Source organism: Pristimantibacillus sp. Z349TD_6, from assembly GCF_056173205.1.
Genome location: NZ_CM149662.1, coordinates 342,452 through 358,278, shown reverse-complemented (window position 1 = coordinate 358,278; position 15,827 = coordinate 342,452). Strand labels below are relative to the sequence as shown.

The window sequence follows — 15,827 nt, the reverse complement described above, 5'->3', positions numbered from 1 at the left end:
ATCAAATCAAGCCTTGCAGGCGAATAATCGCCTGTGCACGATCGACGACTTCCAGTTTGCTATAGAGATTGCTGATGTAGTTGCGAGCTGTACCTTCGGCTATGAACAATGCATCAGCAATTTCTCGATTGTTCAGTCCGCGTATAATAAGCTGTGCCAATTTTTTCTCGCGATCGGTCAGCTGGATGTGGCGCCGGCTCGGTTTTTGCCATTGCTCGTGATCTTCTGTAAACCGGTTCATCCTCTCAGCCAGTTTGGCTGCAACCGCGGCTGGAAGAATGAACTGCCCGGATATCGTATCCCGAATCGCGGCAATCATTTTATCGATATCCATATCCTTCAGCATATAGCCGCTTGCCCCATGCGCCATGCCCTCTACAATATAATCCGCATCTATGAATGTCGTTAAAAACAAAATAAAAATGTTGGGCGAGCTCTGCTTAATTCGTTTTAAAGCGGTGATTCCATCCATAATCGGCATTTGAATATCCAGCAGCATAAGGTGTGGCTGAAGCGTCTCTGCCATTTCACACGCCTCTTCCCCATTTTTAGCTACGCCAACGATCTCGAAATCATCTTCCAAGTCCAATATGGTTCGAAGCCCTTCCCGTGTCAGCATCTGATCATCCGCAATTACTATCGTTATCTTATTCATTCCCTCTCTCCATTCAAACGTATCTTGTAGGGCAAATCGATCTTTAACAGACAGCCTTGATTTGGCCATGATTCAATAGAGAGGCTTCCGCCGAGCTGTTCCACTCGCTCCTTCATCGCCTTTAACCCAAATCCGAGCGCAATCTCAGGTGCTCCAATTCCGCAATCTTCGAGCCTGAACTGCAAATAGGTGCCGACGGTTTGCAAACTAAAGCGGAATTCCTTGCTCCCCCCATGCCGGATGCCATTGGTTAGCCCTTCTTGGAGCGCATGATAGATCGCCTTCTTATGCGCTGTCGACAGCTTCGGCAAAGGCTGCATCACTGCATGAACTTCTACTTCCATATTGCGCTCTGTATCTTGAATGAGCCGGTTCAGCATTTGTCCGAGGTCAGCGAACTTGTCCTCCTTCAACATATGGACAGAGCCGCGAATCTCATTCAGGCTATGCCTTGCTAGATCCTGCGCTTCTTTCAACCGCTGCATGCCGCCCTCCATGTCCTTGTGCAGCAGACGCTTTCCAGCTTCAATCTGAAGGATCGTCGAGGTAAGCGAATGGCCGACAATATCATGAATATCATGGGCAATGCGGCTCCGTTCCTCATAAACAGAAGCTTCGGCAAGAGCAGCAGACGTCTCTTGCATGGACCTCTCAAGACTGCGAGTCCGCTCCACGACTTGTGCCTCTAAGTTATTTTTGAGATATTGTATCCCCGAATAAAGCTTAGCGTTTTCTATGGAAATGGCGCACTGGGAGCCGAGCAGCTTCAGAACATCAAGCCGCTGCGGTGTGAAGACGCTCGTCGATAACTTATTCTCCATATAAAGCAAGCAAATCAGCTTATTCTGATGCATGATAGGGAGACATAAAACCGACTTTAATCCATTATTTTTAACATAAGGATTTCGGACGAACATCCCTTCATGGGCTGCATCATGCAGGACAACTTCCTCTTTCGTTCGTGCTGCATAGCCAATAATCGCCGCTGAGGCGATTTCCGATTCTTCCGCAAGGGGCACGGTTTCAATGTGAAGCTCCTCTGCTGTTCCATACGCCTCAACAACCCAATTGTCTTCGTGACCAAAAATAAGCACACCATATTCCGCGCCAGCGTTATGAAGCATGATACGCATCAGCGTATCGAGCAAACGATTCATTTCCATTTCGCCCGATAATGCTTGCGCGGACATGACTGCTGAGAGATAATCCACACTTTCAAGGCCCGACTCCCGTCTAATGTGGAGCAGATGCCCATATTTTTGTTCCAGATCAGCCGCTTTCGCAGCCGCCCCCCATTCAATATAAGCTTCATACGCTTCCGTCATATAGATTTTCGCGAGCTGCTGCCTGCCTTGACGAAGGGCAAATTTCGCAAGACATTCCGCTGCTATTGCAAGATCATGTATATATCCATAAGCACGCGCTGCCTCAATCGACTGCTCAAACAGTTCCTCCGCTTGACGGCTCTTTCGTGTAATTCGCGCCATTTCAGATTTAATGAGCAAATATTTATGCTTATAGTTTTCTGGACAACGCGAAGTGAGCACTTTCATTCTTTTCATATGTTTCTTAATCGTTGTCAAAAATTCTTTTTGCTCCTGTACGGAAACATCCTCATAAAGCTGTGCCAGCACTAACGATTCATAAAAATATTGTACGGTGCTCTCATAGTTATCATTACGCGAAGAAATAATTGCGGCTGCTTTCTTCAAAGCCTCATTTGCTTCCTGATACTGACCAAATAAATAGCCAGGCAAATAATGAAGCGTGCAAACCAGCTCTTGAATCGTATTAAATTGGTCTCCGTGCACCGCCCCGGCGAAATCCTCGCTAAAAATATCCGTTTCCATAAATGGATCATTCGGCGCGCGATATCCCGTTAAACGGACAAGGAGAGTAGCAAGCAAAACGGCTTGCTTCCAATGAAGCGTATTATTATGGCGCAAAAAATCGCCTGAATGCGCAATTAACCGGTTATAAATATCACCAAGCGGATGACCATATTGCAGCAGAGTCGCACAATTGATCAATACACTTTGATTGCTGTGCCACAGATCTCCTGATTCCAATCCTACTTTCCCAGCATGCTCGGTAAAGGTCTTCAGCATCATCGGATCAAATTTGCGCCAGCTGTCGTAACAAAGGGTGAATGAAGTAAGCGTCTTAACATGCAGTATAGGGTACGGCTTTGATAATTCACAGGCGAGCATCCCCCATTCAAATGCCTCTTTATAATGCCGAAACTGAAAATTCAGGAACATGGCATAACCGACAAAACCGATTGAAGACTCCGGGGCCATGCCGTAATCCAGTGTCATTTCGACCATGGTAAACGTAGTAGCAAGCCAGCCTTTTTGATTTACAAAAAAACTGGCATTGCTCGTATAGACCATCGCGGTCATAGCCGCTTTCCGTACTTCATCTGTCATTGGCGGCAGTTGCTGCAGCGATGCTATCGAATGTTTCTTAATTTTCCTTCTGAGCTTTAACCACTGCACAGTCAATTCCAATGTGCTTGGCTCAAAACGAGGGTGAATATCCAATAGCTCCAGCGTTTGACGGCCTAAAGATAGGACCTCGTCGTAATTGTCATTCGTTGCCTCCAATTGAATCTTCATTGTGCAAACGAGCGCTTTATCTAAATTAGTTTCCGCTTTGCTGATCAACAAATTAAATAAATCATGTGCTTTCGCAAAATGACCGCATAAATATTCCGCCTCGGCGCGTTCTCTGAATATTGGGAAGGCAAGCGAGTAGCTGTTTTTCCAACATTCCTCTTCGATAAGGGCAGCAGCATGACGCAAATAGCCTAGTGAAGTCTCATATGCGGTCGACTGTTTCGCTTTCAAGGCCGCCTTTAAGTTCAGCTCGGCCAGGAACAGCTTCTGCTCTAGACGTTCTATTTGTTTCGATGCCTGATTGAAATGATTGACGGCTTCGAATATATTCGCATCTTCGGTGAATGCTATCCGGTCCGCAAGCAGCGATCCGATTCTCCAATGCAGTGCGGGAAGCTCATCCTCGGATACAAGATGATAGGCAGCCTGCTGAATGCGATCATGCTGAAATTGATAAATGTTTCCGTTCCCGAGCTTAACTGGCTGCAATAATTGTTCACGCTCGGCTTTCTCCAGCACTTCTTCAAACTCCTGCAAGGGTAGATTCGTAATGGAAACAAGCATATCTACATCAAAGCTGGTGCCAAGAACAGCTGCCCGCCCAAGCACATAAACCATTTGATCCGGGAAAAGCTTCATCTTACCCGATATATAATCAGCCGTATTGGCCGGAACGTTTCTTTCAGCAATAAGCTGCAAATCCCACTGCCAGCGCCTGCTCGATTCATCAAACATAACTTGCTCATCATCAACCAAATCCTGAATAAATTGCTTTAGAAAAAAAGGATTGCCTTCCGTCTTATGGAGCAATACAGCAGCCAGCTCATCGGTTTCAGCAGCTTCGCAGCCCATGGTGTCGCTTAGAAGGCAGGTTAAATCAGCGGCTTCTAAAGCCTCCAGATGAATACGGCTGTTCTTTGTGTTGTGCTCTTCAAAATGATTCTCCAAACGGCTCAGCGGATGTAGCGGCGTAATTTCTCCATCCCGATAAGCCAAGATGATGAGTAAATGATTGATGTCCCTATCCTCTAGAAGATAAGCAAGATATTGAAGCGATTCTTCATCCGCCCATTGCAGATCATCAAAGAACAAAACCAACGGGCAGTCCCGGTGAAGGAAGAGATGAATAAAACGGCTCAAAATAAGGTGAAAACGGCGCTGCGCTTCCACTGGCGGCAATGAAAGTACCGCTGGCTGCTCTCCAATCAGCAGCTCCAGCTTTGGAACCAATTCAATCAACAGCTGTCCATACCCATTTAAGGCATCTATTATGCGCAGCTTCCAAACCTCTGCCTGCAGCTTGCTCTCCATGAGCATTAGGCTAACCAATTCATCAATGGCTTGAATCCATACGTCGTAGGGTTTTGCCGTTTGTTGCGGATTGAATTTGCCCGTAACAAAATAAACTTCAAGCGGCATCGATTTTCTAAGCGTTTCATTCACAAAGGACGTTTTTCCTATTCCTCCGTTGCCGCTAACCCAGATAACCTCCGCAGCGCTTAACGACGCTCGCTGCAGTGCATCTTGCAAGCATTGCTGCTCGGAGCGTCTGCCGTAATACTGGTTTGAAGTCCTCCAAAGATCTGAAATATCACGGCTTGCCAGTGCAAAGGCTTCTACTTCTCCTGATAACTGGAATTGATTCAGACATTCTTCCAAGTCCGACTTCAACCCGAATGCACTGATATACCGCGCATCAGGCATCTTCTCCATACACTTGCTTACAATAGCAGATACCATCTCGGGTATAGAGGAATACCTCTTATGCAGAGGTTCAGGCGTGCTGGCAATATGCCGATATATAACATCCATTACATCTTGTGATTCAAAAGGAAGGCTTCCCGACATCCATTCGTATAAGGTGACGCCGAGCGAATAGAAATCAGAGCGGTAATCGGGGATCATTCCCGTTCTGCCCGTCTGTTCTGGGGAGATATAGGACAAAATGAAGTCAGGCCTGCCTGTTGTTAATGGAAGCGGACTCTTGTTAAGTTCAGTTGAACACATTCGAATATCAATAAACTTCACTTCATAGGTATCGGGATTAGCGATGAGATGAAAGGGGGTTATTTCATTGAGTATTATTTTTTCACGATGTATTTGCATCAGGCTATCTGCTGCCGATACTGCGATGGCCAGCAACGCTTCATGCATAAAAGGGTTATCGCGCGTGCGTAATACCCGATCTAGTGTACTGCCTCCGATATCCTGCAAAATCAGAACAGGTCTGTCTGCTAACATTTCCAGACTATATGCTTCTAACGTTCCTCGTCCGCCGAGCTTAACGAGCAGCTCATACTCATGCTGAAATGCAGCAACCACGTTCGGTCCTGGATAGATGTCACATGTGGTTTTGGCGATAACAGCAATGTTATCCGCTTGGCGAATCATTCTATATAGGTTTATATCATCATAACTGCCTATTTCATCGATCATTTGATAACCTGATATCTCAATCAAGAAGCCGCACTCCCCAGTTGCTAGATATGGAAAGAATTCATTATTTAAACAAAAGTAATCAATTAAAGGAAGCCCCGAAGAAATTTAACTTCATTATAGCATTGGCTCTTCTACTATGAATACCGCGTTCGTGCTCGGAATAAAAAAACAGACCATCCGATGGAAAGTCTGCTCGTTACATTCACTTAAACATTCGTTTTCGATGATTGCCCCCAATTTTATACCAATATTTAGTATGTTCATCCTTAAACAGTCGAATGCCTACCAATCGGAAAGGCGTCCAAATCTCTCGAAACATGATATACTCAGCCATTGTTTTCACCTCAAAAATAATTCCTATTATCTATTTACCTTTAGCATTTCTATCATTTACATGATACTAATTACCTATAAACAGTATAATCCAAATTATCCCTTTTATATAGTGAGAGTTGTCATTTTTTTGTCATATGACAACAATCTGTCAGCATATACGTAAAAAATGGGCTGTCCCAACCGTAGATTAATCTACTTTTGAGACAGCCCGCTAGTATGATAGAGATATAAAAGATGATCCGATTGCTTAGCAAGCTATACGGATATGACAATTCCAAAATATTTACGTAATGCTTCCGCATATTCCTCTTGTGTAGAAGGTGTAACTACCTGAACGCCCTCTGCCGTAAATATACGAAACTCTTCGCCTGCGATTGTATTTCTTCCTTCAGCTGTCCGAATGGCCACCATCGGCGTGCTCACAAATATCGAATCTTGTGCATGCTCGCACCAGTAGGAAGTCATAATGAAATCCTGCGGCAGCTGCGGTTCCTCGGTAAAGGTATAAAGGCGGCTCCATTCCCCCTTCTTCCTCTCCAGCAGCACCCAGCCAAAAAAGGCATCCCGCTCCAGCTGATACGCTTCTTCCTTTTGCTCATGGACGACATTTTCAGCCAATAGAATCGGGTTTCGTGGTGCAATACCGCCTACTCCCACATCGCATAGATACGGCTTTCCTTCAGCTACTACCTGTAAAATATGATGTCTGCGTTTTGGCGGTGTCTGTGTTTCATCACGCCAGAACCGGGCAAAATAGTTCGTCACGTTAAAGCCGAGCTCGGCTAGCAACCAACCAAACAGTGCATTCAACTCAAAGCAATAGCCACCGCGATGCTTTGTAACGATTTTATTGAACAGGTCGGGAATTTCCAATGATAGCGGAACAAGGTTTATAATATCTAAGTTTTCGTAGGGTACGGTATGTACATGGCAGTTCTGGAGCTCTGTGAGTGTTGCCAAACTGTTATCGATCGGGCCCTTATAACCTATTCGTTCAAGATACGCCAATACTTCAGGTTTCCATTGCTTGTGGTCAACTACCATTTTATCTACCCCTCGCTGTTCGTAGACTTGTTATTTATTTTATCATATCTTCCTGCATCGACTAATGGCAAGACAAGCGCTACAATTAAAGAAAATCAGTAAAATTATTGTATTCAAAATAAATTATATACGGGAGGCTATTTATTTTGGGGACAAAAGATAACTTTACAGGCAAAGCCGCGATTTACTCCGAATACCGTTCCAATTATCCTATGGCTTATATGAACTACCTTATTCAGAGCAATAACCTATCACCGGATCATACTGTAGCTGATATTGGTTCCGGCACTGGAATACTTACGAAGCAGCTGCTGGATCAAGATTTAAAGGTCATTGCCATTGAGCCTAATGAGGATATGAGATCCACCGCAGAAAAAGAATTAACTCATTATGCTAAGTTTACCTCTATAAATGGCGCTGCTGAGCATACGCCGCTGCAAGGCCAAAGTATAGATTTAATTACGGTTGCCCAAGCCTTTCATTGGTTTGACAAGGAGCAGTTTAAGCTCGAGTGCCAAAGAATACTAAAACCAGATGCTAACGTTGCCTTAGTGTGGAATAGCAGAGATGCTTCAAGCGAGCTCGTTATTGAAAACGCAGCGATCTGCCAAAAGTATTGCCCTGCATTTAAAGGATTTAGCGGCGGTATCGATAAGACTCCTGACGTGTATGAGCAGTTTTTCCGCAACGGCCGCTATGAATTTAAAGTATTTGAATACCATTTGGAGTTTGATTTAGACCATTTTATTGGACGTAATTTATCCGGCTCCTATGCGCCAAAAGAGACTGACGAACAATATGAACCGTTTATTCAATCCCTCTCCGAGCTGTATGCAAAATACAGCAAAAACGATGTGCTTATCATGCCGAATCTAACACGCAGCTATATGGGTAACGTCTAAATCAAGTAATAACGTACTGCTATATATCTGTAAGGGGCTGTCCCAAAAGTAGAAATCTACATTTGGAACAGCCCTTGTTTTGTTTATGGAGGCTTAGACAAAGCGAATGCCAGAGTGAATCGCTTTTAACAAGGCGGTCCTTTGCCCGGAATTTGGATTGGATTTATCGCTAACGAACCCAGCAGCTCTTATTTAAGCCATTTGGAATGATTTGAATTTGTAACGAACTCCAGCGTCGCTATTTTAAGAAAAACAGCACCTAACCTCTCATACAGCATGCCATAACGTTAATAAGGTTCGTTAAAACTTAAAAGATGCAGTCTTTGACCTAATAAGCATAATACGATTCGTTAGAGAAGTGATTAGCTGAAATTATCTGCTTACTAAATTTGAGAAACCATAAAAAATTGAGTAAACTATAGGTAATAAAGGAGGCGTATGCTTATGGCCGATTTGGCAGCAAACATGGAAATTGGAATTAGTACTTTTTTGGAAACGACACCTGACCCTGTGACAGGAGCAATCATGAGCCATGCTGAACGTCTGCGCAACGCGGTTGAGGAGATTGTGCTCGCAGATCAAGTTGGACTAGATGTTTATGGTATTGGAGAGCATCACCGTGCTGATTACGCCGGCACTGCGCCTGCGGTTGTACTGGCAGCAGCAGCTCCGATGACCAAAAACATTAGACTCACCAGCGCTGTTACCGTTCTGTCCTCAGACGACCCGGTTCGTGTATTTCAACAGTTTTCCACACTCGATGGGCTCTCTAACGGCAGAGCCGAAATTATGGCAGGACGGGGATCCTTTATTGAATCCTTCCCGCTATTTGGGTACAGCTTAGAAGATTATGATGAATTGTTTGAAGAGAAGCTAGAGCTGCTTCTTGCTATCAGAGATTCCGAAAAGGTCAATTGGCGCGGTGGACATCGTCCTGCTATTCATAATCTACCTGTATACCCGCGGCCAGTTCAGAGCCCGCTTCCCGTTTGGATCGCAAGCGGCGGCAACGCACAATCTGCAATTCGCGCAGGCTTGCTCGGCCTTCCTATCGCCTTCGCTATTATTGGCGGGATGCCTGAAAATTTTGCACCGCTGGTCGATCTTTACAAGGAGGCAGCTGCAAAAGCTGGACATGATCCCAGCAAGCTGCAAATCGCCACACATTCCCACGGTTTTGTTGGCGAAACAACGGAGCAAGCAGCCGATTTATTTTTCCCGCCAACTCAGGCACAGATGAATGTCATTGGACGTGAACGCGGCTGGGGGCAGCATTACAGCCGTGCAGCTTATGACTCTGCCCGCAGCCTTCGAGGCGCTCTATATGTGGGTGATTCTGAATATGTTGCGGAGAAGATTCTTTTGCTGCGCAAAAATCTAGGGGTCACTCGATTCTTCCTGCATGTGAATGTAGGTACGATGCCGCACCGCGAGGTACTGCGAGCCATTGAACTGCTCGGCACTAAGGTCGCCCCAATTGTACGTAAGGAGCTTGCAAGAAGCGAAGGAAAGCAATAATAAAGATAGCCATTATCTAAAAATAGAAGTGTGCGGGCCTGAGATGCCAGTGCACTTCTTTTTTTAGGTTGAGTAAATCTTCTAATAAAAGGAAAAACGAAAAAGACAGAGAAATAGTACACAATCCGACACTTAAGGAGCCTCTGTATGAATCATCTTTCTCGCAAACAAATACAGCAAATTCAGCATATGTTTCCCTCATTCGCCCATCTTCCTGCAGAGAGCTGGGAAGCTGCGCAGCTATTATCCATTAATCCGGCTACCTCGCATTCCATTCGCGAAGGCCATATTTTGCAGCATGCTATGTTTATTGTCAGCGGTCAAATTCGAGTGTTTAAGCTGAGTCAAGCAGGCAGAGAAATTACTTTATACCGGGTGCATAGCGGTCAGTGCTGCGTCCTTATGATGGCAAGCATATTGGGTGAGACTGAATATGAAGCATCGGTAGCCATAGAGGAAGAAACGGACGTGTTGCTGCTGCCCGTTTCCGTATTTCGAGAATGGATGAACACAATCAAACCCATTAGGCAATATATTTATAAACAATTTATTGATCGAATGACGAATGTGACAAAGCTGCTGGAAAATGTCGCTTTCCAGCCGCTCCCTTATCGCATTGCGGACTATTTAATTTCGGAATCTGTGAAGGGTGATTGCTTGCGGCTTACTCATGAACAACTAGCTATAGAAATTGGGACATCACGCGAGGTCATTACCCGCATTTTAAAAAGCTTTGCGGAGCAAGGAGCGATTGCATTAAGCAGAGGAAAGATCACCATATTGGATCGCGGCGTCTTAAACCGTATAATAGAACAGCATTTGTGACAATGTCACTGAGATTTGAATCGCTCTCCCCTACAATTAATAAGAGATCAATTTTATTTAACGGGAGGGTATATGATGACTCATTATTATGATCGTTCGAATTTAAGCCGGATTCCAGAGCTGATTAAGCTCGTTCCGCAGGCTGCAGGTTCCTTTTTAGCTTTTGAAAAAGACGTTTATCATGCTTCTGATGCCATACCTGCAAAAATGAAAGAGCTCATTGCTGTAGCCGTTGCTCACGTGACAGGATGCCCCTATTGCATTGATGTGCATGTGAAGAAATGCAAGGAGCTAGGAGGCACGCGGGAGGAAATAGTAGAGGCTGTTTTGATTGCAGCATCCACAAGAGCAGGCGCCATTCTCAGCCATGCGACCCATGCCTTAATCTCATTTGAAGAAGACGATGACAAACGATCACACAAGAAAGCAGACCAATCATCCTCAGCACCGGACTGCTTCTGTTAAGTTTATTTCTTCAAAATAAAAAGCAGCAGCCCCCGCTTGTCATCGTGGGGGCTGCGTCATATTCTATTAATCCAGAAACGGGCTAACCGTTATGCTTTCGACACTAATCTCGCCATTGCCGCCTGTGAGCCTAATGGTATTATCAGCACCAGGCTCTAGCTGAACGGTAATGCTAGCAAGGCCGCTATAGTCCAGCAGACTTCCTGTCGACAGTGCATTAAGCAAGGAATAATCATGACCGTTCACGGTCAGGTTTAGTTTGGCGAGTCGCTCTGCCGTTGCATAACGAATATGAATGGCCGCTCTTCCGCCTTTTTCTCCGTCGATAGCTTGAAACTCGCAATAAGAGCCAGCGATATCCAAACGATTAACGACACTTTCTCCTTGCTCGTTTGTTTCAACAACCGCTCCTCCGTCCACACGGCTGGCAGAGTAGGTTCTCTGATTTGTATTGGGAGCCGGAGCATCCCCTACAGACTTAACGCCTTCTTTGGTTTGAACGACGGTCTGGATTGTTCCATCTTCATTAAAATACAAATAATCAATACACATGCTTCTTAAATTGCCTTGGCCCGAAATTTCCTGATTGTGGTAAAACAAATACCACTGCCCCTTAAATTCCGCCACAGAACCGTGAGTAGTTGAGCAGCCAGTCGGCTCTAGAAAAATACCTCTATAGGTCCATGGTCCAAGCGGGTGCTTGCTGGTAGCATATCTCATGCGGTTGTTTCCATCTAAATTATCGGCGTAGGTCAGATAGTAGAGGTCAGCCCTTTTGAAAACCCAAGCTGCCTCATGAAAATCCTCCAGTCCTTCCATCTCGCGCATCTCGCCGTTAATGGACATCATATCGTCGTTCAGCTCGCCGCCCTCGCATCTGCTGCCCCCGCCGTAATACATATAAGCACGTCCATCATCGTCAACGAGCACGCACGGATCAATGAGTGCAAATCCGCCCAGTCCCGAGATATAACCTTGATCCTTAAAACCGCTTCCTGGTTTTTGACTGGTTGCCACACCGATTTTCCATGTATTATTCCAATCTGATCCGCTGGGATGCGGGTAATAGAAATAATAGGTTCCGTTTCTGTAGGCACAATCGGGCGCCCACATGAAGCCGCCTTCCGGCCTGCCCCATGCTACATCGTCCGAACGAAGAATTTCACCCTCATCCAACCAGTTCACCATATCGGAAGAGGAGTACACATGATATCGATCCATTAAATCACAGCCTCTTGCCGGATCCATATCATGTGAAGCATAAATATAAACCTTGCCGTCCTCCCAAACATGAGCAGAAGGGTCAGCCGTATATATTGCAGTTATTATCGGATTTTGAGATGTTAATTTCACACGTTCACGTTCTACTGGAATACCATCATTTTTTATCATGTTCATATACTCCTCGCTCTCCGGCCTATATTTTATAAACTTAACCAAATGATTAGCTTACTCCAGCATAACTCGACTTACCTATACGTCACCATGAGACGATATTAAACAATCTAGTCGATTTGAATAGCATCTTCGTATCCCACGTTTATTACATTTGTTTTAAAAGGCCAAATAAAAAAAGAGCACCATCAACGGTGCCCTCCAAAAAATCAATAACTATATTCCGACACGGATCTTAAACGGTCGTAGACTTCACGCGGCAGCGTATTCCCTTCAGCTTCAAAAGCAAGCCACACCGCTCCGACAACCGGCTCAATCTCGAGCTTAACTAATGATGCATCTGGAGCACAGCTTTTGACAGCCTGTTCGATATACGGGTGAATAAAACTTGCCTCTCCCCTAGTAAGTACGCTACCAGCAAGGACAACATCGAACTTGTCCGCCTCCATCCTCAGACGTTGAATGACAGCCCGCGCCGACTTGCCCAGTTCCTCCCCCTGCACTCGCAAAATCGTTAATGCAACCTTATCTCCCTGTTCTGCTGCTTGAAACAGCAGCTTTACCGTTCTAAGCGGAGGTGTTTTATCGTGATTCAAATAATCATTGAACATGCTCTCCACACTGTCGTAGCCTTGGTCCTGCAGCAGGAGGTTCGTCAATATAGTCGGCCGCTCGCGCCCATCCCAAGCCCGGATAACCGAGCGGAAAGCTTCAATGCCTAAGTCGCTGCCGCCGCCGAAATCTCCGAAAGCATAAGAGAAGCCTCCACACTGATAAAACTCATTCCGAGAGTTAACGCCCGCGCTGTTCGTTCCGGCACCACAAATCAGTACAACGCCATACGGCTGATCCGTTCCCGCTCGAAGAGCTATCGCTGTATCGCAATTCACTTCATGCTTCGCAAATCCCAGTTCTGCGATCATGGGTCTCAATATTTCATAATCCGCTTCCCTATCAGCACCAGCTAAACCAAAATAAGCGAACTGAATGTCACTGTGTACTACATTTGCTTCGCGTAATGCCATCTCAACCGATTCGCGTATATTGCGTTTAGCCGCCTCATAATCAACCTGATGATTACCGTTCCCGCTATTCCCTTTTCCTACAATTCTGCCCGACTCATCTGTAATTAGCGTGTACGTTTTGCTGCCGCCGCCATCTACACCCAAGTAATATTTCAACGGATACACTCCCTTGATTTCATGTTTGTTATTGCCTCAAAGAAGTTGTCTCCCGAATAACTAGCTCTGGGCTCAATTGAACAGTGACATTTCTTTTGGCTGCACCGCTTATGCTCTTCAGCAGCAGTTCAACCCCCATCCTTCCAATTTGCGCGGCCGGCTGGCGCATCGTCGTCAGCTTCGGGTGAAACTCCGTGGCAAGAATCTGATCATCAAATCCAATGATCGAAATTTGCTGAGGTATCCGAATTCCTTCAATTATAAAAGCATTCATAGCGCCGAGCGCCATATTATCATCGGACGCAAATACCGCAGTCGGCAGTCTGCCAGCGTCCATCCAGCTCCGAGCAATTCGATAGCCCGTAGATATTTCAAAGTCTCCGCGCTCCACACAGAAGGATGTTATGCCCGCTTCTTCCAATGCGGCATAGTATCCTCGTTCACGCTCTCGACTGCTCAGAAACAGCTCTGGACCACTAATATGCGCGATATCCCTGTGCCCCAAATCGATTAAATGTTTGGTTGCTTCATATCCACCATAAAAATTGTCTACGATGACAGAGGTAGCTGGCGAATTCATCTGCTGATTATCGAGCATGACAAATGGAATTCGGTTTCTCTTAAGCTCTAGTACGTACTCATCCTCACGTATGGGTGACAATAAGATGACGCCATCGACACGTCCTTCCTGAAATAATGATCGATGGATGTGATCGTCTTCTTCTGTTGAAATCGATAAAGCAAGAAAATAGCCATTTTCCGCAAGCCGATCATTAACCTCCTTCACGACCGCATCGAGAAATGAGTCATGCAAAGTTGTTAACGCTAGTCCGATTATGCCTGTTTTTCCTCGTGCAAGACTCCTTGCAGACGCATTAGGGTGATAATCAAGCTCCTTCATAGCCTGAAGAACCCGCTCCCGGTTGCTCTTTCTGACACTTGGCAAATTGTTTAATACCCTTGATACCGTCACAATGGATAATCCTGATTTTTTGGCAACGTCCACAATGCTTACCTTCATAAGAACGCCTTCCTCAGACTAGTAGTAATCATGCTTTGTATAAAATGGAGGGGAGCAGCCTCAATCGCCCCTCCCCTTAACTCATTACTTATTCACTCTTGCCAAAAGATCCTTCAGCTTCTGTTCAATGACTGGCAGCACATCCTCAACCTTCTGCTTTCCGTTCTCTACCCCTGAAAGTTCATTGATGAACAGTTCATTGATTTGAGAGTAATTGGAAATCAAATGATTGTACGATTCGAAGCCGTATTTATAAGCACCTTCGAATACTTGCTTAATGCCTGCTGGATCAATGCCTTCAAAGTTGCTGTAATACTTTTCTGCAGCTGCTTGGTTGACCGGAGGATTGCCTCCGCTAAGCTCGATCGATTTCTCCTGAATTTCAGTTGTAACCAAGAACTTAATCCACTCCGCAGCTTCCTTCGGATGCTTCGAATCCTTAAGTACAAACAATGGATCAACGTAAAGCACGCTTCGCACATCGCCTTTTGGACTTACTGGAACCGCAGCAACACCTACTTTAAAGTTGAAATCTGCAGCGGCAGCAAGGCTCCATGAACCAACGACAGACATCGCGATTTTACCCGATAGGAACGGATCGCCGAATTGCCCGGATACGGATTGGGAGAATGCTGGTGTTGGCGACACTTTCAAATCATGAATGAGACCATAAAGTGTTTTGTACGCATCAATAACATCAGGCTTAGTTAGATTGATCTCTGAAGGCTTACCGCCATTTGTCCATGTGTCATCGGAGTAGACATTTGCACCAAAATATTGAGGACGTTGGTCACGTTCACCAAATCCAAAGTCGACGCCATATTGAGCTTCCTCCAAATTTTCAGAGTCTACGGTCAGCTTCTTCGCATATTCGACCATTTTGTCGAAAGTCCAGCTTTTATCCTCATAATCGGTTGGAGGGTAAGGAAGTCCCGCTTTATCAAAAAGATCCTTGTTGTAAAGCATGACAGTCACGTAGCTATTTAACGGAATACCATAGGTTTTACCATCAACCTTGTAGATGTTCATTACGTCTTCCGGAATATTGTAATCCGCTGCTTTGAAGTCTTCAAAATAAGGGGTCATATCCATCAGCATATCTTTGTTGTAATATTCCATAAAACCGCCATAACCCCAGTGAGAGGTTACGTCCGGCGCGTTTTTCGCGGCAATAGACGATTGCAGCTTGGAGTCAAACTGTTCATAAGGTGCTTTAGTCACTTTTACTTTGATGTTCGGATGTTTTGCTTCAAACTCAGGGATCAGCTTCTCTACAAACGTTCTGTCCGGCGAGTCAATCGTATAATGCGTGATCGTTACCTGCTTTTCTTTGCCGGAACCCTCGTTTCCGCCGTTTGAGCAAGCGGTTGCAAACATCGATAGTGCGAGAATAGCGGTAATGGATAACCATTTCTTGTTCTTCATTCT

Annotated in this window: 11 protein-coding genes; 4 read left to right on the top strand and 7 right to left on the bottom strand. The window is 45.3% G+C overall.

Going from position 1 to position 15,827, the window contains the following annotated elements:
- Position 1: 1 nt before the first annotated feature.
- The 3 genes from AC0VYE_RS01640 to AC0VYE_RS01630 all read right to left on the bottom strand — a co-directional run bounded on the left by AC0VYE_RS01640 (position 2) and on the right by AC0VYE_RS01630 (position 7,092).
- On the bottom strand, positions 2-655 hold the full coding sequence (locus tag AC0VYE_RS01640) for a response regulator transcription factor (RefSeq protein WP_475445615.1): 654 nt from the start codon (positions 653-655) through the stop codon (positions 2-4).
- The gene (locus AC0VYE_RS01635) at positions 652-5,733 is read right to left on the bottom strand and encodes an AAA family ATPase (protein WP_475445613.1); all 5,082 of its coding nucleotides are present in this window, start codon (positions 5,731-5,733) and stop codon (positions 652-654) included. The genes AC0VYE_RS01640 and AC0VYE_RS01635 overlap by 4 nt, the downstream gene beginning before the upstream one ends.
- Before the next feature lie 570 nt (positions 5,734-6,303).
- Positions 6,304-7,092 (bottom strand): arylamine N-acetyltransferase family protein, encoded by a 789-nt coding sequence (locus AC0VYE_RS01630; protein ID WP_475445611.1) that lies wholly within the window; start codon positions 7,090-7,092, stop codon positions 6,304-6,306.
- Positions 7,093-7,238: 146 nt separating this feature from the next.
- Between AC0VYE_RS01630 and AC0VYE_RS01625 the strand changes: the two genes are divergently transcribed.
- The 4 genes from AC0VYE_RS01625 (at position 7,239) to AC0VYE_RS01610 (ending at position 10,802) form a co-directional block, all read left to right on the top strand.
- Positions 7,239-7,994: a class I SAM-dependent methyltransferase gene (locus AC0VYE_RS01625; RefSeq protein WP_475445609.1), complete on the top strand. Its 756-nt coding sequence runs from the start codon at positions 7,239-7,241 to the stop codon at positions 7,992-7,994.
- 465 nt (positions 7,995-8,459) lie between these two features.
- A complete protein-coding gene (locus tag AC0VYE_RS01620; RefSeq protein ID WP_430056216.1) occupies positions 8,460-9,512 on the top strand; it encodes an LLM class flavin-dependent oxidoreductase in 1,053 nt (350 codons plus the stop codon).
- Positions 9,513-9,659: 147 nt separating this feature from the next.
- Positions 9,660-10,337, top strand: coding sequence for a Crp/Fnr family transcriptional regulator (locus tag AC0VYE_RS01615; protein WP_475445607.1), 678 nt, complete (start codon positions 9,660-9,662; stop codon positions 10,335-10,337).
- Positions 10,338-10,409: 72 nt separating this feature from the next.
- Positions 10,410-10,802 carry a carboxymuconolactone decarboxylase family protein gene (locus AC0VYE_RS01610; protein ID WP_475445605.1) on the top strand — a complete coding sequence of 131 codons (393 nt, stop codon included), beginning with the start codon at positions 10,410-10,412 and terminating at the stop codon, positions 10,800-10,802.
- A 66-nt stretch (positions 10,803-10,868) separates the two neighbouring features.
- Here the strand turns inward: AC0VYE_RS01610 and AC0VYE_RS01605 are convergent, their stop codons facing one another.
- The 4 genes from AC0VYE_RS01605 to AC0VYE_RS01590 all read right to left on the bottom strand — a co-directional run bounded on the left by AC0VYE_RS01605 (position 10,869) and on the right by AC0VYE_RS01590 (position 15,824).
- On the bottom strand, positions 10,869-12,194 hold the full coding sequence (locus AC0VYE_RS01605) for a family 43 glycosylhydrolase (RefSeq protein ID WP_475445603.1): 1,326 nt from the start codon (positions 12,192-12,194) through the stop codon (positions 10,869-10,871).
- A 212-nt stretch (positions 12,195-12,406) separates the two neighbouring features.
- Positions 12,407-13,378 (bottom strand): N-acetylglucosamine kinase, encoded by a 972-nt coding sequence (locus tag AC0VYE_RS01600; RefSeq protein ID WP_076268607.1) that lies wholly within the window; start codon positions 13,376-13,378, stop codon positions 12,407-12,409.
- A 28-nt stretch (positions 13,379-13,406) separates the two neighbouring features.
- Positions 13,407-14,399 carry a LacI family DNA-binding transcriptional regulator gene (locus tag AC0VYE_RS01595; protein WP_475445601.1) on the bottom strand — a complete coding sequence of 331 codons (993 nt, stop codon included), beginning with the start codon at positions 14,397-14,399 and terminating at the stop codon, positions 13,407-13,409.
- 84 nt (positions 14,400-14,483) lie between these two features.
- Positions 14,484-15,824 (bottom strand): ABC transporter substrate-binding protein, encoded by a 1,341-nt coding sequence (locus AC0VYE_RS01590; protein WP_179089816.1) that lies wholly within the window; start codon positions 15,822-15,824, stop codon positions 14,484-14,486.
- Positions 15,825-15,827: the final 3 nt, after the last annotated feature.

Excerpts from the sequence above, each read along its gene's own strand:
- AC0VYE_RS01605 (WP_475445603.1), bottom strand. The coding sequence starts at position 12,194 with ATGATAAAAAATGATGGTATTCCAGTAGAACGTGAACGTGTGAAATTA.
- AC0VYE_RS01630 (WP_475445611.1), bottom strand. The coding sequence starts at position 7,092 with ATGGTAGTTGACCACAAGCAATGGAAACCTGAAGTATTGGCGTATCTT.
- AC0VYE_RS01590 (WP_179089816.1), bottom strand. The coding sequence starts at position 15,824 with ATGAAGAACAAGAAATGGTTATCCATTACCGCTATTCTCGCACTATCG.
- AC0VYE_RS01620 (WP_430056216.1), top strand. The coding sequence starts at position 8,460 with ATGGAAATTGGAATTAGTACTTTTTTGGAAACGACACCTGACCCTGTG.
- AC0VYE_RS01615 (WP_475445607.1), top strand. The coding sequence starts at position 9,660 with ATGAATCATCTTTCTCGCAAACAAATACAGCAAATTCAGCATATGTTT.
- AC0VYE_RS01610 (WP_475445605.1), top strand. The coding sequence starts at position 10,410 with ATGATGACTCATTATTATGATCGTTCGAATTTAAGCCGGATTCCAGAG.
- AC0VYE_RS01640 (WP_475445615.1), bottom strand. The coding sequence starts at position 655 with ATGAATAAGATAACGATAGTAATTGCGGATGATCAGATGCTGACACGG.
- AC0VYE_RS01595 (WP_475445601.1), bottom strand. The coding sequence starts at position 14,399 with ATGAAGGTAAGCATTGTGGACGTTGCCAAAAAATCAGGATTATCCATT.